The 20,575-nt window shown below is 68.7% G+C and carries 22 protein-coding genes and 1 tRNA gene; 16 read left to right on the top strand and 7 right to left on the bottom strand.

Annotated features, from left to right (window positions below; all coding sequences use genetic code 11):
- Window positions 1–1,185 carry a zinc-dependent alcohol dehydrogenase gene (locus ACWGO6_RS08955; RefSeq protein WP_452326499.1) on the top strand — a complete coding sequence of 395 codons (1,185 nt, stop codon included), beginning with the start codon at window positions 1–3 and terminating at the stop codon, window positions 1,183–1,185.
- A gap of 12 nt (window positions 1,186–1,197) precedes the next feature.
- Here the strand turns inward: ACWGO6_RS08955 and ACWGO6_RS08950 are convergent, their stop codons facing one another.
- A complete protein-coding gene (locus ACWGO6_RS08950; RefSeq protein ID WP_452326498.1) occupies window positions 1,198–1,506 on the bottom strand; it encodes a hypothetical protein in 309 nt (102 codons plus the stop codon).
- A gap of 191 nt (window positions 1,507–1,697) precedes the next feature.
- Between ACWGO6_RS08950 and ACWGO6_RS08945 the strand changes: the two genes are divergently transcribed.
- Together ACWGO6_RS08945 and ACWGO6_RS08940 are read left to right on the top strand one after the other, a co-directional pair.
- On the top strand, window positions 1,698–1,943 hold the full coding sequence (locus ACWGO6_RS08945; RefSeq protein ID WP_376101805.1) for a hypothetical protein: 246 nt from the start codon (window positions 1,698–1,700) through the stop codon (window positions 1,941–1,943).
- A complete protein-coding gene (locus tag ACWGO6_RS08940) occupies window positions 1,940–2,920 on the top strand; it encodes a Clp protease N-terminal domain-containing protein (protein WP_452326497.1) in 981 nt (326 codons plus the stop codon). Before ACWGO6_RS08945 ends, ACWGO6_RS08940 begins: the two co-directional genes overlap by 4 nt.
- 78 nt (window positions 2,921–2,998) lie before the next feature.
- Here the strand turns inward: ACWGO6_RS08940 and ACWGO6_RS08935 are convergent, their stop codons facing one another.
- Window positions 2,999–3,133, bottom strand: coding sequence for a hypothetical protein (locus ACWGO6_RS08935; RefSeq protein ID WP_376101801.1), 135 nt, complete (start codon window positions 3,131–3,133; stop codon window positions 2,999–3,001).
- Window positions 3,134–3,329: 196 nt separating this feature from the next.
- Between ACWGO6_RS08935 and ACWGO6_RS08930 the strand changes: the two genes are divergently transcribed.
- From ACWGO6_RS08930 to ACWGO6_RS08915, 4 genes are all read left to right on the top strand, one after another.
- Window positions 3,330–4,481: a calcium:proton antiporter gene (locus ACWGO6_RS08930; protein ID WP_136042597.1), complete on the top strand. Its 1,152-nt coding sequence runs from the start codon at window positions 3,330–3,332 to the stop codon at window positions 4,479–4,481.
- A gap of 50 nt (window positions 4,482–4,531) precedes the next feature.
- Entirely contained in the window at window positions 4,532–5,497 is a 966-nt protein-coding gene (locus ACWGO6_RS08925) for a methyltransferase family protein (RefSeq protein ID WP_452326496.1), read from the top strand.
- Between the two features lie 267 nt (window positions 5,498–5,764).
- Window positions 5,765–6,031, top strand: a complete 267-nt coding sequence (locus ACWGO6_RS08920; protein WP_136042596.1) for a hypothetical protein — start codon at window positions 5,765–5,767, stop codon at window positions 6,029–6,031.
- The gene (locus tag ACWGO6_RS08915) at window positions 6,028–6,330 is read left to right on the top strand and encodes a hypothetical protein (protein ID WP_136042595.1); all 303 of its coding nucleotides are present in this window, start codon (window positions 6,028–6,030) and stop codon (window positions 6,328–6,330) included. Before ACWGO6_RS08920 ends, ACWGO6_RS08915 begins: the two co-directional genes overlap by 4 nt.
- A 33-nt stretch (window positions 6,331–6,363) precedes the next feature.
- On the opposite strand, the gene ACWGO6_RS08910 is transcribed toward ACWGO6_RS08915, so the two are convergent.
- Window positions 6,364–6,729: a hypothetical protein gene (locus tag ACWGO6_RS08910; RefSeq protein ID WP_452326495.1), complete on the bottom strand. Its 366-nt coding sequence runs from the start codon at window positions 6,727–6,729 to the stop codon at window positions 6,364–6,366.
- Window positions 6,730–6,841: 112 nt separating this feature from the next.
- Entirely contained in the window at window positions 6,842–7,288 is a 447-nt protein-coding gene (locus ACWGO6_RS08905; RefSeq protein WP_452326494.1) for a winged helix-turn-helix transcriptional regulator, read from the bottom strand.
- Window positions 7,289–7,367: 79 nt separating this feature from the next.
- On the opposite strand from ACWGO6_RS08905, the gene ACWGO6_RS08900 reads away from it, so the two are divergent.
- Window positions 7,368–8,561: an MFS transporter gene (locus tag ACWGO6_RS08900; RefSeq protein ID WP_452326493.1), complete on the top strand. Its 1,194-nt coding sequence runs from the start codon at window positions 7,368–7,370 to the stop codon at window positions 8,559–8,561.
- 46 nt (window positions 8,562–8,607) lie between these two features.
- Here ACWGO6_RS08900 and uriT read toward each other — a convergent pair whose 3' ends face one another.
- The gene (gene uriT, locus ACWGO6_RS08895; protein WP_452326492.1) at window positions 8,608–10,041 is read right to left on the bottom strand and encodes a uridine transporter UriT; all 1,434 of its coding nucleotides are present in this window, start codon (window positions 10,039–10,041) and stop codon (window positions 8,608–8,610) included.
- Between the two features lie 65 nt (window positions 10,042–10,106).
- On the opposite strand from uriT, the gene ACWGO6_RS08890 reads away from it, so the two are divergent.
- Complete coding sequence (locus ACWGO6_RS08890) at window positions 10,107–11,168, top strand: LacI family DNA-binding transcriptional regulator (RefSeq protein WP_452326491.1); 1,062 nt, start codon at window positions 10,107–10,109, stop codon at window positions 11,166–11,168.
- 3 nt (window positions 11,169–11,171) lie between these two features.
- Here ACWGO6_RS08890 and ACWGO6_RS08885 read toward each other — a convergent pair whose 3' ends face one another.
- On the bottom strand, window positions 11,172–12,104 hold the full coding sequence (locus ACWGO6_RS08885) for a nucleoside hydrolase (protein WP_452326490.1): 933 nt from the start codon (window positions 12,102–12,104) through the stop codon (window positions 11,172–11,174).
- A gap of 112 nt (window positions 12,105–12,216) precedes the next feature.
- Between ACWGO6_RS08885 and ACWGO6_RS08880 the strand changes: the two genes are divergently transcribed.
- On the top strand, window positions 12,217–13,065 hold the full coding sequence (locus ACWGO6_RS08880) for a ribokinase (protein ID WP_452326489.1): 849 nt from the start codon (window positions 12,217–12,219) through the stop codon (window positions 13,063–13,065).
- Window positions 13,066–13,169: 104 nt separating this feature from the next.
- Here ACWGO6_RS08880 and ACWGO6_RS08875 read toward each other — a convergent pair.
- Window positions 13,170–13,252, bottom strand: a tRNA-Leu gene (locus ACWGO6_RS08875).
- A 144-nt stretch (window positions 13,253–13,396) separates the two neighbouring features.
- Here ACWGO6_RS08875 and ACWGO6_RS08870 point away from each other — a divergent pair.
- Genes ACWGO6_RS08870 through ACWGO6_RS08845 form a run of 6 tightly spaced genes read left to right on the top strand, consistent with a single transcriptional unit; the run spans window position 13,397 to window position 20,533 of the window.
- Window positions 13,397–14,122, top strand: a complete 726-nt coding sequence (locus ACWGO6_RS08870; protein ID WP_452326488.1) for an FhaA domain-containing protein — start codon at window positions 13,397–13,399, stop codon at window positions 14,120–14,122.
- A complete protein-coding gene (locus ACWGO6_RS08865; RefSeq protein ID WP_136042587.1) occupies window positions 14,119–14,640 on the top strand; it encodes an FHA domain-containing protein FhaB/FipA in 522 nt (173 codons plus the stop codon). The genes ACWGO6_RS08870 and ACWGO6_RS08865 overlap by 4 nt, the downstream gene beginning before the upstream one ends.
- Before the next feature lie 7 nt (window positions 14,641–14,647).
- On the top strand, window positions 14,648–15,958 hold the full coding sequence (locus ACWGO6_RS08860; protein ID WP_136042586.1) for a PP2C family protein-serine/threonine phosphatase: 1,311 nt from the start codon (window positions 14,648–14,650) through the stop codon (window positions 15,956–15,958).
- Window positions 15,955–17,340 carry an FtsW/RodA/SpoVE family cell cycle protein gene (locus tag ACWGO6_RS08855; RefSeq protein WP_136042585.1) on the top strand — a complete coding sequence of 462 codons (1,386 nt, stop codon included), beginning with the start codon at window positions 15,955–15,957 and terminating at the stop codon, window positions 17,338–17,340. Before ACWGO6_RS08860 ends, ACWGO6_RS08855 begins: the two co-directional genes overlap by 4 nt.
- Complete coding sequence (locus tag ACWGO6_RS08850) at window positions 17,337–18,791, top strand: penicillin-binding transpeptidase domain-containing protein (RefSeq protein WP_136042584.1); 1,455 nt, start codon at window positions 17,337–17,339, stop codon at window positions 18,789–18,791. Before ACWGO6_RS08855 ends, ACWGO6_RS08850 begins: the two co-directional genes overlap by 4 nt.
- On the top strand, window positions 18,788–20,533 hold the full coding sequence (locus ACWGO6_RS08845; RefSeq protein WP_452326487.1) for a serine/threonine-protein kinase: 1,746 nt from the start codon (window positions 18,788–18,790) through the stop codon (window positions 20,531–20,533). Before ACWGO6_RS08850 ends, ACWGO6_RS08845 begins: the two co-directional genes overlap by 4 nt.
- Window positions 20,534–20,575 lie beyond the last annotated feature (42 nt).

Here is a 20,575-nt window from a genome sequence, read left to right as displayed (position 1 = left end):
ATGAAGGCACTCACCTGGCAGGGCAAGCGGAGCGTGACGGTCGAGGAGGTCGCCGATCCGGTCATCCAAGAACCCACGGACGCCATCATCCGTGTCACATCCTCGGCGATCTGCGGATCGGACCTGCACCTGTACGAGCTTCTCGGGCCATTCCTCGACCGCGGAGACATCCTCGGGCACGAACCCATGGGAATCGTCGTCGAGGTCGGCGCGGGCGTCACGACCCTCTCGGTCGGCGACCGCGTGGTGATCCCCTTCAACATCGCCTGCGGCGAGTGCTTCCTCTGCCGCCGCGGGCTGCAGTCGCAGTGCGAGACCACGCAGGTGCGGGAGTACGGCAGCGGCGCGGCACTGTTCGGCTACACAAAGCTCTACGGGCAGGTTCCGGGCGGGCAAGCCGAGTATCTGCGGGTGCCCCTCGCGGATTACAACCACATCCCGGTCGGGCCCGACCTGCCCGACGAGCGCTACCTGTTCCTCAGCGACATCCTTCCCACGGCCTGGCAGGGCGTCGAGTACGCGCAGGTGCCGGAGGGCGGCACGCTCGCGGTGATGGGTCTCGGGCCGGTGGGGCAGTTCGTGGCTCGGGTGGGCCGGCACCGCGGGTACCGGGTGCTCGCGGTCGATCCGGTGCCGGAGCGGCGGGCGATGGCGGAGCGGCACGGCATCGAGACGTTCGACCTGACGGACTCCGTCGTCGAAGAGCTGCGGGATCTGACCGAGGGGCGCGGTGCCGACTCGGTGGTGGATGCCGTGGGACTCGAAGCGCACGGCAACTCGGGAGTCGAGTTCATGCAGAAGGCGGTCGGACTACTGCCCGATCCCGCCGCACGCCAGGTTCTCGACAAGGCCGGGGTCGACCGGCTCGCCGCCGTCTACGCCTCGATCGACGTCGTGCGCCGCGGCGGAACGGTGTCGCTGAGCGGTGTGTATGCCGGGGACGCCGACATCATGCCGATGAAGACCCTCTTCGACAAGCAGATCACGCTGCGGATGGGGCAGTGCAATGTGAAGAACTGGGTCGACGACCTGCTGCCGCTCGTGGAGGACGCTTCCGATCCGCTCGGCGTCATGGACCTGACCACCCATCACGCGCCCCTCGACGACGCACCCGACCTCTACCGCACGTTCCAGCAGAAGGAGGACGGCTGCATCAAGGTCGTCCTGCACCCGTCGACGGTGTGAGGGCGGAGGGGCTCAGGCGCGACTGCCGGGGTCCCCGTCGTCGCGGTTCGCCGCGTCGACGTCGGCGCGGCGGGTGCCGATGCCCGGTTCGTCGTTGTGAGTGGATTCGTCCGGGATGGACGCACTCGATCCGGGCTCCACTCCCACGGTGCCGGCGGCGCCGGAGTCGGCACCGGCTCCGCCGGCCGGAACCTGCCCCGCGGTATCGGTGCCTTCACCCGTGCGCTCAGCGAGATGCTCGGCGATCCGCGCATCCGCATCGGCGTCGGCCGCGGATCGGACGTTCTCCGGGCGCGCGCCCTGGTCCTCGATACCGCTCATCGCACACTTCTCCGCGCACTCGCGAGGGTTTCTGGAATCGACATGCTGCGTCCTTTCGTCGGAGAGACAAGGGTGGGTCGGATGCCGAGGCGCCGCAGGACCGTTGACACCGCCGCCAGGGCGGAGTAACCGGGTTCGGCCCTGAGCAACCCAGGTTGACATGCGGCCGGTAAGCAACGTAGGTTGACGGCATGGAATCCCTCGACGTCGCGCAGATCGCCGCGGATACGACAGACCCCCGAGCGGGACTGCGGGCCGTCGCATCGCTCCGCACCCTCGCCGACACGCTCGAACTGCGCCAGGTCGAGGCCGCCTTGCGCGCTGGCATGAGTTGGCAGGCGGTCGCCGATGCCCTGGGCGTCACCAGACAGGCCGTGCACAAAAAGCATTCGAAGCGGATCGACCCCACGATCACCGTTCCCCGGAGGAACTCGTGAGCCGGTTCACGCAGGCGGCCGCCACGATGCACACCCTCTCGCTGGCAGCCATGGAGGAGGCCTCCCGGTTCGGTGTCCGTGACGCGGACATCGATCACCTCCTCCTCGCATTGACGATCGATCCCGACACCGGCGGCCAGACCATCCGCGGAATGGGCGTCAGCCTGGAGACGGCGCGCGTGGCCGTCGCGGCGCAGCACGCGGCTCAGCTCGGTCTCGTGGGCATCGCCGCCGCTCCGGACAGCCCCGGTCGCATCGTCTTCCACGAGACCAGCGGCTATGAATGGACGGATCGCGCGATCACGGTGCTGAAAGACGCATCGAGCGGGGAGCGCCGCGGCGACTCGACGGCCGTACTCCGCGCTCTGGTCGACGAGCCGAGCGGACTCATCGATCAGATCCTGAGGCGGCTCGATGCGGATCCCGACACCCTGCGAACCCGCCTGGACGAGGTGCAGCGGCTACGCCTCGTCGACCCCTCCCCGTCGGCCGACCAGAACCTCTCCGGCTCCCGCTCGATCTTCGTGCCCGCGCCGATCGAAGACGTGTGGGCGCTGTTGTCCGCTCCCGCGCGCATCCCGGAGTGGGACCAGGGCATCGCCGCGGTCGATGCGGACCACGAGACGAGTGGGCCGTGGGAGGCCGAGACCGCGACGACCATGCCCGACGGCAAGCCGATTCATGTCAAGGATGACTTTCGGCGTCAGCGCGTGCACCTCGCCCAGCGCGAGGAGCTGACGAGCATCCAGTGGCTCTTCACCCACCCCGATGCAGCGCGCTCGAACCCGCGGTCGGTGGCGTTCGCACTCGAACATGCCGCAGGAGGAATGCAACTCCGCGTGACTCTGACATGGCTGACCCCTCCGCGACGCGGCGGCCGTCGTATCGTCCGCGCGCTGATGAAGCCGCTCTTTCGCTTCGTGCTCTTCATCCAGCTCACGCAGCTCGAAAGCGGCATCACCCGCGTCTTCCGCTGACACCCGGACGCCCGGATGACCGGACGCCGGCGGCGCATCATCCGCGTCCGGGACGATGCGCCGCCGGCTGGATTCCCGTCAGCCCTTCGCGCCCTTGCGGGGCTTCAGGAACTCGTCGGGTGCGCTCTTCTCCCGCTTCGCCGCACGCTTCTCCTTGAGCGTGAGCTGCGGCGCCTTCTTGCTGTCGCGACCCTGAATGGACTTTCCGGACATGGTTACTCGCTTCCCCTTCGGTGGCTGGCGTAACCTCCGACCATAGCCAGCGCCCCGCGGAAGTCAAATCTCCCCCTGATCGGGAAATTTTTGCTAGGATTGCGGAGTCAGAAAGTGCGTTGACACAACGCTGCGACCGGGACGGCCCGCTCGTGGTCATCAGTCGGGGACGGCCCCACCTCGAAGGAGTCCGGCGATGTCACGCACGGAACTGAAACAGCTGATCAGACCGACGGACATCGTCCGCGTCGCTCTCGGATGGGGAGCTTTCGTCGCGATCCTCCTCCTCCACCCGGTCCTGGTCGCGCCGGTGCCGGGACCCGTCCTCGTGATCGCCCTCCTCGCGATCATCGCCGTGATCCTCGTCTGCGCGTTCGGTGTGGTCAAGCAGGCCGAGGCGCTCGCGCACCGACTCGGCGACCCCTACGGCTCCCTCGTCCTGACCCTCTCGATCGTGCTGATCGAAGTCATCCTCATCTCCGCCGTCATGCTCGGACCGGGTGAGCACGCCACCATCGCCCGAGACTCGGTGATGGCCGTCGCGATGATCATCATGAACCTCGTCATCGGCCTGGCACTGCTCGTCGGCGGGCTCCGTCACCGCGGCATGGCCCACAACCGCACCGGCACCTCGGCCTACCTGTCGATGCTGGTGGTGCTGGTCGCCCTGGCGTTCGGACTCCCCGCCCTGATCGGCACGGACGGGTCGTACACGACCGCGCAGGAGATCCCCATCGTGGTGCTGACCCTCGCGCTGTACGCGTTCTTCCTCTACCGGCAGATGGGCGCACAGGCGAGCGACTTCACCGAGGTCGACCCGCGGCTGCGTCAGCGCGTCGAGCGTCAGGAGAAGGCGGAGGAGACGGGCGGGATCCGGCAGGTACTCAGGGAGCACCGCACGGAGGTGATCGTGCGGCTCGCGCTGCTGGTCGTCACCGTCATCCCCATCGTCCTCCTGTCGCACGACATGGCGGCGCTGCTCGACGACGGGCTCGGCCGACTCGGCGCTCCCGTCGCGCTCGCAGGCGTGCTCATCGCCGGGATCGTGTTCCTGCCCGAGTCGATCACCGCGGTGCGCGCGGCGCTCGGCGGCGAGGCCCAGCGCGTCAACAACCTGTGCCACGGCGCACTGGTGTCGACGGTGGGCCTCACGATCCCCGCGGTGCTCATCATCGGGATGCTCACGGGGCAGACGGTGATCCTCGCGGAATCGCCCGCGAACCTGCTCATGCTCGGCGTCACCCTGTTGCTCTCGGTCACGACGTTCGCGGCGAAGCGGGTGACCGCGATGCACGGCGCCGCGCACCTCGTGACGTTCGCCGTCTACGTGATCGTCCTGTTCAGCTGAGGGTCCGGCTGCCTGCTCGATGGGGCGGGCGGCCGACCTAGACTGGCCGCATGGAGGCGATCCGGCGACCGGCGAACTCGGCCGCGACGGCCGCCGCGACGTGGGGACGTGTGTACTTCGCCGCCCAAGCCCTGGCGGGCGCGGGCTGGTGGATCGGGGTGTTCACGCTCCCCTGGGTGCGAACCGCGACGCTGGGCACGCTCGACGTCCGGCTCCTCGCTGCGCTGGACATCCCGCTCTTCGTGATCGCCTCGGCCCTCGTCGGCTGCGGGCTCCGGTTCGCCGCATGGATCGCCGCACCCTGGACGGTGCTCGTCGCCACCGGCATGGTCCTGTACGCCACCGTGACCGCGAGCGCAGGGTGGGGCGCGTTGCTGATGGTGGCGGCAGCAGCCGGCTCCACGGCTGCCGCGATCGTCGTCCTCGTGGGTCGCCTGCCCTCGGAGTGGCTGTTGATCGGCCCCTTCCGCTTCCGACCCGCGGCGCCGACCACGACCGGGGCGCTCATGGTGAGAGCCGCGGTGCAGACCCTCGTCTTCTCGGGGATCTTCCTCGTCGCGCTCCCCGGCATCATCCTGGCGCTCGAATGGCGCTGGGGCCTGCACCTGGACTTCCCGGCGGCCTTGCGCATCGGAGGGGTGGTCCTGTTCGCCGCGGCGCTCGCGCTGTCGCTCTGGTCGTCGGCGGCGATGTCCGTGCGCGGTGCAGGGACTCCGCTGCCGTCGGAGATGCCGCGCCGGCTCGTGATCTCCGGGCCGTACCGGTTCGTCCGGAACCCGATGGCGGTCGGCGGGATCGGACAGGGTGTGGCGATCGGCCTGATCGCTGGCTCCTGGCTCGTGGTGCTCTACGCCCTCGCCGGCTCCCTGGTGTGGAACACGCTGGTTCGGCCGCTCGAGGAAGCCGACCTCGAGGAGCGGTTCGGCGCGGAGTTCCGCGCGTATCGTGCGGCGGTCTCCTGCTGGGTCCCCCGGCGTCCGGCGGTCGCGGTTCAGACCGCAGCCGACCTCTCCTGACGCCGGTTCGCGTATTGCGAGCACGTTCGACAGCTCAGGTTATTTTGAATGACTCAAAATAACGTGATACGGTCATGGGGAACCGGACGGCCGGATCCGAACCTCCCCGCCATCGCCGATGGCACTCGAAGCAGCGGGCTCCCGGCCGGCAGACAGCGCGCCGTTCTTCCGGGGCTCATCGCCCCACGGCGGTGTTCGGCGCGCCCGCCGCGCAGAGCACATGCGCGCGCATCCACCTGCCCCGGTGCGAGATGAGAGGAACCGCTGATGGAAGAGACCCGAACCGGCTGGAAGCCGAATCCGGTGTTCAGCTCGATGCCGCACTCGATGGGCCGCGGCTCGCGCGAGGACATCGTCTGGGAGGCGCTCGACCGCGTGAACGGCAAGCCGGCACCCACGATGGGCACCATGCAGGCAGCCATGAGCAATGAGGCGCAGATCCGCATCGTCCACGACACGATCCGCGCCTACCTCGACGCGCACGGTCTGCGCGACCTCGCCGACCTCGGCGCTCGTGCCGGAGGTTCCGCATGAGGGCGCGGACGGCCCCGGCCGACGTGACCATGCGCATCCGCCCCTCAGACCTGTGCCGCACGCCCCCGACCGCCCTGGATGAGGGCCGCTTCGTGGGGCAGCTGTGCTCGACGGGCCTCGGCAGCGTCTCGTTCGTGGTCGGTCAGCGTGACCCCGACGCTCCCGAGTGGATCGCTCTCGGGTACTCCACCGGCGGACACGAGCGGGTGTGGCGGCGAGGACGACCGTCAGCCGACGGCGTGATCACGTACCTCCTCGTCGAAGACGACTCCTCGAGCGGATACGTCAGCGTCGCCTGAGTCGTCGCACAGGCGGTGGCGGCGTTAGCGGTGTCACGTCACCGCCGGCCCGAGGGCGACCATCCACAGGACCACGTCTTCCGTGCCGTCATTCACGCCCTCGTGGAGATGGTCGGCACCCTCGAGGAACGCCTCTCCTGCGCGGTAGAACCGCGTGCCGGCCGGGTGCGCGGCGGCGTGATGGGTGAGGGAACCGCACTCGACCATCACGAGGATCGGGCAGTCGTGACGATGCTCGCCTGTCGTGCCGCCGGGTGCGATCCTGACCCTGCTCAGCGCGAGAGATGATCCCTCCACGACGCGCATCGCGAACGATGTGGTCGCCGTGGTGACGGCGACCGTGGTCATGTCGATCGCGGCGTCCGGCGTGCTGTGGTCGGTCGTCCTGCCGTCGGTCATGAAACCCCCCGGTTAGCGCGCCTCGATCAGACGTGCATCGCGCCTCGACCGCGGAGTGGGGGTGATCGGGCTGTCTGCCTCCACGGTACTTCGGCGGTCGATGCTTCGGGGCTCACCCCACCGCGACGTGGGTGTTGCGACTCGTCAGCGGCGCCCCATCCGAGCCGACGGGAACCGGCGCCGTCACACGCTCGCCTCCGACATCGACGAGAGTCGAGTGCTTCTCCCCGTCGGCGAAGGCGTGGCGCTCACCCCAGCTCCGAAGGGCCAGGATCACCGGGAAGAGCTCTTCGCCGGCCGGGGTGAGCTCGTAGTGCTTGCGCTTGGCCGGGGGAGCATCGACCTGCTCGATGAGACCGTATGCGGCGAGGCGGCGGAGCCTGTCGGCGAGCATATTCCGTGCGATACCCGTGCGTTTCTGGAAGTCGGTGAACGTGCGGGCGCCGTCCATGGCGTCGCGGATGATCAGCATGCTCCAGCGGTCTCCGACCAGGTCGACGGTGCGTGCGACGGGACAGTTCGGATCGGTCCATTGCGGACGGTCGGGGGCATCGCTCATGAGATCTCCAAGAGTTGCAATCTGCAACCATTATGCCCTACCTTCAGTTTGGTAGCAATATGCAACCAAAGGAAGTGACGTGACTCTCAGGTTGAAGACACTGCTGGCCGCCATCTGCGCCGTCGCCGTTGCGACGGTGTATGCCGCGCAGCCCGTGCTCGGCCAGATGGGGCGAGATCTTCACGTGCCGACGGATGCGCTCGGCTGGCTGGTGTCGGCGGGACAGCTGGGCTACCTCGTCGGGCTCGTCCTGCTCGTCCCCCTCGGCGACCGCTTCGACAGGCGGCGCCTGATCGCCCTGCATCTGGGCCTGGTGGGCGTCGGGATGCTCGCAGTCGCACTCGCTCCGGCCGCGGGGGTGGCGTTCGCCGGTCTCGCGCTCACGGGGATCTTCGCCGTCGTCGTGCAGACGACCGTGGCCTACGCCGCCGCGGTGTCGGAACCCGGCGAGCGGGGGCGGAACCTGGGCTTCGTGACGTCGGGCGTCGTCGTCGGCATCCTCGGGTCACGACTCATCGCGGGCATCCTGGCCGACCTCTGGGGGTGGCGCAGCATCTACGTCGTCCTCGCGACGCTCTCGATCGCGCTGGCGGCCACCGCACTTCGCCTGCTGCCCACCGACGTGGGCCCACCCTCCCGCCGCTCTGCGGACCTCGTCGGAGGCATCGGCCGGCTGCTCACCGAGCCCGTCTTCCTCAGCCGCGGCATGATCGCCTTCTTCCTCTTCGCCTCCTTCGGCACGCTCTGGAGCGGGATGGCGCTTCCCCTGTCGGGCACGCCGTGGCAGCTCACCGAGAGCCAGATCGGACTCTTCGGTCTGGCCGGTCTCACCGGCGCGCTGGGAGCGACCCGCGCGGGTCGCTGGGCCGACGCCGGCAAGGCGAACCGTGTCACCGGTGCGGCCCTCGTCGCCCTGGTCGTCTCCTGGGTGCTGATCGCGCAGCTCCCCTGGTCACTGGCGCTGCTGATCGTCGGCATCGTCGTGCTCGACTTCGCCGTGCAGGCCGTGCACGTCAGCAACCAGCACATCCTGACCACGCAGCATCCGGATCGCGTCTCCACCACCATCGGCGGCTACATGGTCTTCTACTCGCTGGGGTCGGCCGTCGGCGCGGCGACGACCACCCTGGTGTTCAGCACGTGGGGGTGGACGGGGTCCGCGATCCTCGGAGCGGTTTTCGCCGCAGCCGGCCTCGTCGCGTGGGTTCTCGGCATTCCCGCCGTGCGCCATGCGCAACGACGAGAGCCGGCTCCGGTTCGCGCGTCACGCTGAACGGGGGCGGTGAGGGATGCCCACACCTCGAACCCGCCCCCACGGTCTACGACGCGACCCGCTGAGCGGTCAGCTCAGCGTGCACCGGCTTCGGGATGAACATCGAGAAGACCAGCGCTCCGACGAGCACGACGGCACCGGTGACCAATGCGGCGACGTATCCGGCACCCGCTCCCGCCGAGTCCGAGGCGAACGAGGTCTGGGCGGCGTAGATCACGACGAAGCTCAGTCCCGCGCCCAGGTTGATGGCACCGGTGTTCAACCCGGGAAGCGACCCGGGGCGCTCCTTCGGCGAGAGGACGACGCCCAGGCCGTTGAGCATGATGTTGCCGATCCCGGCGTAGGTGATGCCGACGGCGACGGAGAGTAGCAGCAGGACGAGGCGCGAGGCGGTCTCGACGTTGGCGACCATGAGCCCGAGCACCACGATCGTGCCCCCGAGGCCGATACGCAGCATCGTCCGGTATCCGACCGTGGCAGCGAGCCTCCCGCTGAGCGGCCCCATCAGCAGGCCGGCGAGGGCGTACGGCATGAGGATCCACAGCGACACCTCTTCGGCACTCATCCCGAGGTTCATCAAGGAGTCCTGCGCGAGGGCCGGCACGACGCCGTTCATGATCGCGAAGATCCCGGAGAGAGTGAGGAGCGACGTGGCGCTCAACGCCCATGTGGCGCGCTGCTTCAGCTGGGGGATCGAGACGAGCGGATGATCGAGCCTGCCCTCGAGCTTCCAGAAGGAGAGGAACGACACGACGGCGACCACGGCGAGGACGATCACGAGGATCAGGTCCGCATCGGCGAGCTTCCCGAGCTCGTTCAGCGCGACGAGCATCGAACCGACCGAGACGACCAGCAGCAGCGATCCCCACCAGTCCATCCGCGGGCGGTCCTCGGCCATCGTCTCGGGGGCGAGGAAGCGCACGACGAGTGCCGCGGCAACGGCCACGCCGGCCATGGTCCAGAAGATCGAGGCGAAGCCGTGGTTCGTCGCCAGATAGCCGCCGAGCAGCGCGTCACCGCCCGCGATGCCTCCGTTGACCGCCGTGACGACACCGAGCAGGGTGCCGTACACCTTCGGATCCTTGACGGCTGCACGCAGCATGATCAGGCAGAGCGGGACGACGGGTCCCGAGACGCCCTGGATCAGGCGGCCGATGAACAGCATCGGGACGTTCGTGGCCAGCGCCGCGACGACGCAGCCCACGGCCATGACCACGAGCATGCCGACGAGGACGCGACGGCGCCCGATCAGGTCACCCAGACGCGGAAGGAAGAGGGTGAAGAGGGCGGCGGCGGTGAAGAAGACGGTCTGCGTCGCCGCGATCTCGGATGCCGACGCATCCAGTTCGCGCTCCATCGTCACCAGCGCGGGGCTCAGCATGCTGGCGTTGAGCTGGAAGGCGAGGCATGCGGCGAGGAGCGCGATCATCAGCGAGACCACGTTGGTCCGGGTGCGAATCGCATCTGTGTGATTGGTCATTACTCACTTCTTCGTGTCGAATCGTTGGCTGTTCGCGTGCGTAATCCTTTACGCACGCTCTATCTTTGAGTCGTGGTGCCACAGCGGCGCCGGGGGAGATCGAGGTCGTGATGAAGAAGGCGTCCGTCACGCTGCACGAGGTCGCCGCCGCCGCCGGTGTCTCCATCGCGACGGTCTCGCGGGCCCTCAACGGCAAGGACCGCGTGTCCGGACGCACGGCCGAGCATGTCGCACAGGTGGCCGAGCAGCTGGGCTACCGGGTCAACCTCATCGGTCGAGGGCTGCGCGCCGGCACCGGCGCCACCATCGGCGTGGTCGTCCCGGTCATCAGCAATCCCTTCTACGGTGAGCTCATACACCGCCTCGAGGACCACCTGCAGCGCCGCGGGCTCGACCTCGTCATCGCGGACTCGCACGGCGATGTCGACCGCGAGCGCGACCGTCTGCGCATGCTGGTCGAGCGGCGCGTCGAAGGCATCTTCGTCGTGCCCGCCGATGCCGAGCTCTCGTTCGAGGCGGTCGCCGACACCGCACGGAGGGTCCCGCTCGTGCAGCTGGACCGGCATGTGCTCGATCTTCCGGCCGACTTCGTCGGGGTGGACAACGATGCCGGCATCGACCTCGCCGTGGAGCACGTCACGTCCCGCGGCGCGCGGCGGGTCGTGCTCGTCTCGGGCAACGACGTCACCTCGGTGGGTCGAGAGCGGCGAGCCGCCTTCGAGGAGACGGTGCGCACGCGTGCCCTGCCCGCGGAGGAGAACATCTTCGGCGAGTACCTGCTGTCGTTCGGCGAGAGCGCTGCGGAAGCGCTGCTGGCACGAGGCCCGCTTCCCGACGCGATCATCGCGGGAGACGACCTCGTCGCGGCCGGCACGATCGCCGCATTGAAGCGTGCGGGCAGGAGCGTGCCCGCCGACGTGCAGGTCACCGGGTTCGACGGCACGATGCTCGCCGACGTCTGCGAGCCACGGCTGACCACTGTGGTCCAGCCGTTCGACGAACTCGCGCGCGAGGCGACGGAGGCACTCGTGCGACGGATGGAAGACCCCGACGCCCCGTTCGTCCTCCGTCGGCTCGCGCCGAGTCTGCGGGTCGCCGAATCGACGACTCCCGCCCCGCCTCGCTGAGCGTCAGGCCAGCGCGCCGACGGCATCCGTCACCAGATCCCAGAACTTCGGCACGTCGAGCGTGATCGCGACGTCGGTGTTCGGCTCCTTGCCCAGCATGTCGTGCAGGTCGACGCAGGTCGCGCCGGCCGTGAACTCCCCGGTCGTCTCGATGTCGACGTGGCAGCGCTGGATCGTGGCGACGGCCCGATCGATCGCGATGGCGACGGTGATGGGATCGTGCAGCGGGCCTTCCGGCATCCCCTCGGCCTTCTCGTACGTGCCGCAGAAGAAGCGCAGCAGCTCGACGCCGAACGCCGAGGTCTCGTTGCCGACCGCACCGATGCGCTGGATCACGTCTTCGGTGATCAGTGCCTGGTGGGAGATGTTGAGCCCGACCATGGTGAGCGGAACGCCGGAGGCGAAGACCACGGCTGCCGCCTCGGGGTCGGCCCAGGCGTTGAATTCCGGGTACGCGCCGACGTTGCCCCGTCCGGTGGAGCCGCCCATCCAGATGATCTCCTTGATCTGGGGGACGACCTCCGGGTGCTGCTGCAGGAGCAGCGCGATGTTGGTGAGCGGGCCGGTGGGGATCACGGTGATCGGCTCCGGCGCGGCGGCGAGGGTGTCGGCGAGGAACTGCACGGCATGGCGCGGGTCGAGGGGCACGGTCGGCTCGGGGAGGACCGGTCCACCCAGCGCATTCTCGCCGTGGATCCACGCGCCCGGGGTCAGCTCTCGCACGAGAGGCTTGTCGGCTCCGGCGGCGACCGGCACGTCCGTCACGCCGGCGACGGTGAGTGCGATCCGCGCGTTCCGGGTGGTGTGCTCGAGGTAGCCGTTGCCGCCTACCGTCGTCACACCGCGGAGGTCGATGGCGTCGTTTCCGGCCGCGAGCCAGATGGCGAAGACGTCGTCGTGGCCGGGATCGCAGTCGAGAAGGACGGGAATAGTCATGGTGCTCCTTTGCAGATGTGCGTGCGTAAACGTTTACACTTTCTAGCATGAACGTCAAGTCGGCCGCGATGTCCGCGTTCCGATGCCTCCGCTCGATCCGAAAGCTGCTGCCATGACCTCTCCCGTGCTTCCCTCCCTCGTCGTCGTCGGCAGCGCGAACGTCGATGTGACCGCGTTCGTCGATCGCCTTCCCACGGCCGGCGAGACGGTGGCCGGCGGGCGGCTCTCCCGGGATCTGGGCGGGAAGGGCGCGAACCAGGCGGTCGCCGCGGCGAAGCTGGGCGGACGAGTGCGGATGATCGGTGCCGTCGGCGATGACGCCGACGGATCCTGGACCCGGGAGGAGATGAAGCGGGCCGGCGTCGACGTCACCGACCTGCGCACCGTGGATGACGCCACCGGAACCGCGCTCATCGTCGTCGACGCGGATGCCGAGAACCAGATCGCCGTCTGCCCCGGTGCCAACGATCACGTCTCGCTGGACGGTGTGACCTTCGGCGCAGACGAGGCGGTGCTCATGCAGCTGGAGATCTCGCTCGCGGTGGTCGAGGATGTCGTCGCCACGGCGGAGGGCTTCATCGCGATCAACGCCGCCCCTGCCCAGCCGTTGCCCGAGGCTCTGCTGCGCCGGGTCGACCTGTTCATCGTGAACGAGACCGAGCGGGAGCTCATGCCCGAGCTGGCCGGGGCAGAGCTCGTCGCGGTCACCTACGGCGCGGCCGGCGCTGCGCTGTACCGCCGTGGCGAGGAGATCGCCCGGGCCGACGGCGTCCCCGCGGAGGCCGTCAACACCGTCGGCGCCGGTGACGCCTTCTGCGCGGCGCTCGTACTCGCGCTGCGCGCCGGCCATGCACCCGCCGATGCGCTGGCCGCCGCCTGCGCGGTGGGATCCGCGGCCGTGTCGCACCTGTCATCCCAGCCGCCGTTCGAGCACCTGAGCCGGTACCTTCCGGGGGCCTGAGCGACGCTCGGAGACGGAGGTGGCCCGGCTTCCTGGATGGAACCGGGCCTTCTTCGGAACGACAAAGGCCGAACCCTCTGGGCCCGGCCTTGTGTCATTCGCTGTGCGCGAGGGGGGACTTGAACCCCCACGTCCTTACGGACACTGGCACCTGAAGCCAGCGCGTCTACCATTCCGCCACTCGCGCGAGTGTCTCGTTCCGAAGAACTCAACTTCCCAAAGATATCACGCGATTTCACCCCCTGATGCACACCTCAGACCCCGATCGGCGGCGTTCCCCCAGGTCACCTGGCTACGATGTGTCTACCGGTCGGCATGCCAGAGGAGCCCAGTGGGACTACTTGACAGCTTTGAGAAGGGTCTCGAGCGCGCAGTTAACAGCGCGTTCGCGAAGACCTTCCGCAGCGGCATTCAGCCGGTGGAGATCGCTTCGGCGCTCCGCCGCGAGGCCGATACGAAGGCGGCGGTCGTGAGCCGTGATCGCATCATCGCGCCGAACAGTTTCGTCGTGCGTCTCAGCCCGGACGACGCGGAGCGGATGCGCGGACTCGGCGGTGCCCTCACCGATGAGCTGCTCGCGCTGCTGACCAAGCACGCCAAGGCCCAGGGGTACAGCTTCTCCGGCGCGCTGTCGATCAACCTCGAAGCCGATGAGAAGGTCGCCACGGGAACCGTGCGCGTGAACTCCGGCACGGTCGAGGGCCGCGTGAGCTGGCAGGCCGTGGTCGACGTCGACGGCCGTCGCCACGCGATCAACCGCGCCCGCACGGTCATCGGCCGGGGGACGGATGCCGACATCACGATCGCCGACGCCGGATCCAGTCGCAAGCACGCCGAGATCCTGTGGGACGGCGAGCGCGCCATGATGCGCGACCTCGGTTCCACGAACGGCACAAAGGTGAACGGCCAGAAGCTCCGCGAAGCCGCGCTCCCCACCGACACCACCATCACCATCGGCCGCACCGACCTGGTGTTCCGGATCGTCCCCGTGGCCAGCCCGTCGGGTCCTGCCCCGCGTGGCGACGACGCCACCCGAGCGTTCGGAGCCCTCGGTTGAGTGAACTGATCCTCCTCCTGCTCCGCATCGGGTTCCTCGTCCTGATGTGGTTCTTCGTGTTCGGCGTCGTGTACTCGCTCCGCGCCGATCTCTTCGGCGTCCGCGTGCGCAAGTTGCCCGCCGAGGCGACCGCCGGCGCATCCGCTCCCGCAGCAGCACCGGCAGCGGCCCCGGCGGCGAGGCCGGCCTCCGCACGCCCCTCGACCGGACCGGCCACCGTCGCCACGGCCAAGCGCCTGGTCATCACCTCCGGCCCGAAAGCCGGCCTCGAGCTGCCGCTCAGCGCCGACTCGCTCACGATCGGCCGCTCCAGCGAATCGGCGCTGGTGATCCGTGACGACTACACGTCCAGCCACCACGCCCGCCTGATGCTGCGCGGAGACAGCTGGGCGATCCAGGACCTCGACTCCACCAACGGCACCTTCGTCGCGGGCCAGCGGGTCTCGGGCTCACCGGTCGCCCTCTCGCTCGGAACCCCCATCAAGGTGGGCGCCACGACCTTCGAGCTGCGAGCCTGACCCCGGCATGGTCTTCGAAGGCTCGAGCGTCGCGATCTCCCACACCGGGAAGATCCGCTCCAACAACCAGGACTCCGGGTATTCCGGGGCGAACCTGTTCGCCGTCGCCGACGGCATGGGCGGCCACGCCGGTGGAGATGTCGCTTCGAGCATCGCGATCCAGCGGCTGCAGCCCCTCGACCAGGGCTACTCCTCGGTCGAAGACGCGCAGGCCTCGCTGCAGGCCGCCGCGACGACCGCCGCGGGCGACCTCATCCGCGCCGCCAAGGAGCGTCCCGAACTCGCCGGCCTCGGCACCACGGTCAGCGCGATCATCATGGTCGACGAGTACGCGGTCATCGGCCACATCGGCGACTCGCGCATCTACCTGTACCGCGACGACGCACTGACTCAGATCACCGCCGACCACACCTTCGTGCAGCGCCTGGTCGACTCCGGTCGCATCACTCCGGAGGAAGCGCGCTACCACCCGCGCCGATCCGTCCTCATGCGCGTCCTCAGCGACATGGACGCCGACCCCGAGCTCGACATGTTCGTCATGCACACGCAGCCCGGCGACCGCTGGCTGCTCTGCTCCGATGGCCTCTCCGGAGTCGTCGACGAGACTCGCATCCTCAAGGCGATGCAGCTCGGTGTGGCCCCCGGTCGCACGGCGGACTACCTGCTCAAGCAGGCTCTCGACGGCGGCGCTCCCGACAACGTCACGATCGTGCTCGTCGACGTCGGCGGACAGCATCCGATCCACTCCGGCACACCGACGATCGTGGGCTCGGCGTCGAACCCCGACGGCGTCTACGTGCCTCCGGTGCGCCCGCCGCGCGGGAACTGGCTGCACCCGGTACGGCAGGCCGCGAACGAGCCCAGCCACTTCGAGCCGGCCCCGGAGTACCTCGAAGAGCTCATCGAAGAGGATCGCCGTCGCGCGAAGCGCCGCCGCGCGGGTTGGATCGCCGCCGCGCTCCTCGTCGTCGCGATGCTCGTGGTCGCCGCCTTCGCCGCATACAGCTGGACCCAGACGCGCTACTTCATCGGCGCCGACGACGACAGCGTCGTGATCTTCCAGGGCGTGCAGCAGAACATCGGCCCGATCACGCTGTCGACCCCGATCGAGGACACCGACATCCTCCTCGCGAACCTCCCGGAGTATCAGCGGGCGTCCGTCGAGCGCACGATCAACGCGCGCTCACTGTCCGACGCGATGGCGATCGTCGATCGCCTACGGGCCGGCGCCGACGCGAACGTGATCGAGCAGACCCCGCTGCCGACACCGCTGCCCACCCCGGCGCCCTCCCAGACCCCCGCTGGGGGTGAGGGATGAGCACCGACGTGCAGGCCGACACCACCGTCATCAAGGCTCTCAAGCGTCTCCGGATGCCGCAGACGCAACGCAACCGCGAGTTCTGGCTGCTGCTGTTCGCGTGTGTGATCAGCGGCGCCGCGCTCACCCTCGTGCAGCTGGGTGCGCTCGGCGTGATCGACCCGATGATCCTCGCGATCGGCGGAGGCCTCGCGGCGCTCGCCTTCGCCCTGCACATCGTGCTGCGTTTCGTCGCCGCCGATGCGGATCCGTTCGTCGTCCCGATCGCGACGCTGCTCAGCGGCCTCGGCATCGCGATGATCTACCGCATCGACATCGCCTTCAAGAACACCGGCTGGGACGCGTACTCGACCAAGCAGTTGGCCTGGACCGCGATCTCTCTCGCGGGCGCCATCGCGGTCGTGATCCTGCTGCGCAACTACCGCATCCTGTTCCGGTACACCTACATCTTCGGCCTCGCCGGAATCCTGCTCCTGCTGCTGCCGTTCGTTCCCGGGCTGCGCATCCCCGACGCGAACGCGGCCGTCTGGGTGTCGCTGGGCGGCGCCTTCGCATTCCAGCCGGGCGAGCTCGCCAAGATCTGCCTGGCGATCTTCTTCGCCGGATACCTCGTGCGCACACGCGAGAGCCTCACCTCGGTCGGAAAACGAGTCCTCGGCATCACCTGGCCCCGCATGCGGGAGCTGGGGCCGGTGCTCGTGGTCTGGCTCATCTCGCTCGGGATCATCGTCTTCCAGCGCGACCTCGGCACCGGAACCCTGATCTTCGGCATGTTCGTCGCGATGCTCTACGTGGCGACGGGAAAGACCAGCTGGGTCCTCATCGGCCTGGCCCTCGTGGTCGCCGGCGTCGCGCTCGCGACGCAGATCCTCAGCTACGTGCAGGGCCGCTTCATCAACTGGCTGTTCCTGTTCGACCCGAACCAGGTCGACCCCGACGGCGCCGGCTATCAGCCGATGCAGGGCCTGTTCGGGCTCGCCCGCGGCGGACTCATCGGTACCGGCTGGGGCCAGGGCCGACCGGAGGTCACCCCGCTCGCCCACAGCGACTACATCATCACCAGCCTCGGTGAAGAGCTGGGCCTGATCGGGCTGTTCGCGATCCTCTGCCTGTACATGGTCTTCGTCAGTCGCGGCATGCGCATCGGCCTCGCCGGTCAGGACGACTTCGGACGACTGCTCGCCACCGGCCTCTCGTTCACCATCGCGCTGCAGGTGTTCATCATGGTCGGCGGCGTCACCCGTCTGATCCCGCTGACGGGCCTGACCACGCCGTTCCTCGCCGCCGGCGGATCCTCGCTCGTGGCCAACTGGCTCATCGTGGCGCTGCTGCTGCGCATCTCCGACGGCGTCCGCCGCCAACCGAGGGTCGTGATCGGATGACCCGAGAGCTCCGCCGTCTCAGCATCATCATGCTGTTCATGTTCATCGCGCTGTTCGCAGCGACCAGCTGGATCCAGGTCGTCGAGGCCGACACTCTCGCCCAGAACAGCAACAACCAGCGCACCCGCCTGGACAGCTACGAGATCCAGCGCGGCGCGATCATCGTCGACGGTGCCACCATCGCCAACTCGGTGCCCAGCGACGACAGGTACCAGTTCCAGCGCGTCTACACGGATGCCGCGATGTGGGAGCCGGTGACCGGCTACTTCAACGCCGCTCTCGACTCGCGCACCGGCATCGAACGCGCCATGAACGCGGAACTCTCCGGTACCGGCGCGAACGCGCTGCTCGCCGAGGTCGAGCGCATCATCTCGGGCCAGCCGCAGCGCGGTTACAGCGTCGAGCTGTCGCTGAACACGGCGGCTCAGCGCGCCGCCTACGAGGCCCTCGGCGGGCTCCAGGGCGCCGTGGTCGCGATGGAGCCGAAGACCGGACGCATCCTCGCGATGGTCTCCACCCCCGGTTTCGACACGAACCAGATGGCGACGCACGACGCGGATGCGGCGAATGCCACTTACGATCAGCTCGCCGCAGACCCCGGAAAGCCGCTGTCCAATCGGGCGATCGCCGGCGACCTCAACCCGCCGGGCTCGACCTTCAAGGTGGTCGTCGCGGCGGCCGCGTACGCCAGCGGGAACTGGACTCCGCAGTCCACCCTGCCGAACCCGGTGTCGTACACCCTCCCCGGGTCCTCCAATCGCGTGTCGAACGCCTGGGGCGGCAAGTGCGGTCCCGGAGCCACGGTCACGATCGCCGAGGCCATCCGGCTCAGCTGCAACATCCCGATGGCGGAGCTCGCCGTCGAGCTCGGCGACGACACGATCCGCGAGATGGCCGACAAGCTCGGTTTCAACCGATCCTTCGAGACGCCTCTGGAATCGACCCCCTCGAGCTACCCCCGCGCCCTCGACGACGCGCAGACCGCACTCACCGGATTCGGTCAGGGCAAGGTCACCGCGACCCCCCTGCAGATGGCCATGGTGTCGGCCGGTCTCGCGAACGACGGCGTCGTGATGAACCCCCGGATGGTGGATGCCGTGATCGGGAACGATCTGTCGGTGATCGAGGCCTTCCAGGACAGCGAGTTCGGCCGTGCGATGGAGGCCGATGTCGCCGACGACGTGACCGCGTCGATGGTGGCCAGCGTCGCTACGGGCGCAGCCCAGGGTGCAAGAATAGACGGGATCGACGTGGCCGGTAAGACGGGCACCGCAGAGAACGGAAACAGGCCGCACACGTTGTGGTTCACCGGCTTCGCGCCGGCGGACGACCCCGCGGTCGCAGTAGCGGTCGTCGTCGAAGACGGCGGCGGACAGGGACAATCAGGCAGCGGCGACACCATCGCCGCTCCGATTGCGAAGAAGGTCATAGAGGCGGTGCTGGGCAGATGAGGCCGACGCAGGGTGTGTCGTTCGGTGGTCGTTACGAGCTGCAGTCGCGTATCGCGATCGGTGGCATGGGCGAGGTGTGGGAGGCGACGGATCACGTCATCGGACGTACCGTCGCGATCAAGATCCTCAAGGACGAGTACATGGGGGATCCCGGGTTCCTCGAGCGTTTCCGTGCTGAGGCACGTCACGCCGCTCTCGTGAACCATGAGGGCATCGCCAGCGTGTTCGACTACGGCGAGGAGAACGGCAGCGCCTACCTCGTCATGGAGCTCGTGCCCGGCGAAGCTCTGTCGACTGTGCTCGAGCGCGACGGTGCGCTCAGCGCCGACAAGACGCTCGACATCGTGGCCCAGACGGCATCCGCCCTGCAGGCCGCGCATGCGGCCGGTCTCGTGCACCGCGACATCAAGCCGGGCAACCTGCTGATCACGCCCGACGGCCGCGTCAAGATCACCGACTTCGGCATCGCCCGCATCGCCGACCAGGTGCCGCTGACGGCGACCGGACAGGTCATGGGCACCGTACAGTACCTGTCGCCCGAGCAGGCATCGGGTCACCCGGCCTCTCCCGCGACCGACACCTACTCGCTCGGCATCGTCGCGTACGAGTGCCTGGCGGGCAAGCGTCCGTTCACCGGTGAGTCGCAGGTGGCGATCGCGATGGCGCAGATCAACGAGCAGCCGCCGCCGCTGCCGCCGACCGTGCCGATCCCGGTGCAGAACCTCGTCATGGCGATGATCGCCAAGAAGCCCAGCGACCGCCCGTCTTCATCGGCGACGGTGGCGCGTGCAGCACAGGCCCTGCGTCGCGGAGACCTGAACTCCGCAGCCATCGCCGTTGCCGCGATCGCGACCGGTGGCATCGCCGGCGACGACGACGCGACCCGCATGCTCACGGCATCGGGCGACGACGGCACCACCCGCATCCTTCCCACCACCGCTCAGCTCTCCACCGAGGAGACGACGGAGGAGACGAAGAAGAAGAAGAAGAGCCCGTGGACCTGGCCGCTGATCGCGCTGATCGCGCTGCTGGTGATCGTGCTCGGCGGTGCCGTGTGGGCGATGCTGATGAACCAGGGGGATCCTGACGCCAAGCCGTCGGATTCGCCGTCTCCGTCGCAGTCCCAGTCGCAGACGCCGCCTCCGGCGACGACCCCTCCCCCCGAGGTGGTCCGCGTCGACGTGACCGCGTTGGGCCTGGCGGGCATGGACTGCGGCACTGCCACATCCACGCTCAAGGAGGCCGGTTTCACGGGCGAGATCACCTGCCCCGAGGGAGACCCGGCTCCGAGCGACGGTGAAGTCGGCAAGGTGTACCGTGTCGTCCCCTCCGGCAACGTCGAGACGACCCAGCCGATGACCCTCACGGTCTACGCCGCGCGCGCAGCCCTGCCGACCCCGACCGACACCCCGACCATCACGGGTGACCCGGTCGCCGGCAGCACGGTGACCATCTCCTGGGGCACCGGGTTCACGTGCCCGAGCGGCACGACCCTCTCCGGATACGTCGTGTCCCTGCAGAACGGCACCTTCGTGTCAGGCGGGCCGAACTTCCAGCCGACGCAGCGCAACACGCAGGTGCAGGTGGCGGATGCCGCGGGCCAGCAGCTCATCGTCACCTACCAGGGCATGTGCTCGGGTGGCGACCAGCGCACCTCGTCGGCATCGCCCCCGCTCTCGGTTCCGATCGTCGCGGCGACCGACCCCGGCGAGGGTGACGGCGGCGGCGGCACCGAAGGGTAGCCTTTAATCCAGCTCAGTCGCAGTCGTTTTCCAGGGGGTAGT

This window comes from Microbacterium sp. NPDC055665 (assembly GCF_053618035.1).
The sequence above is the reverse complement of the archived record's forward strand: the minus strand, read 5'-3'. Positions and strand labels throughout refer to the sequence as shown.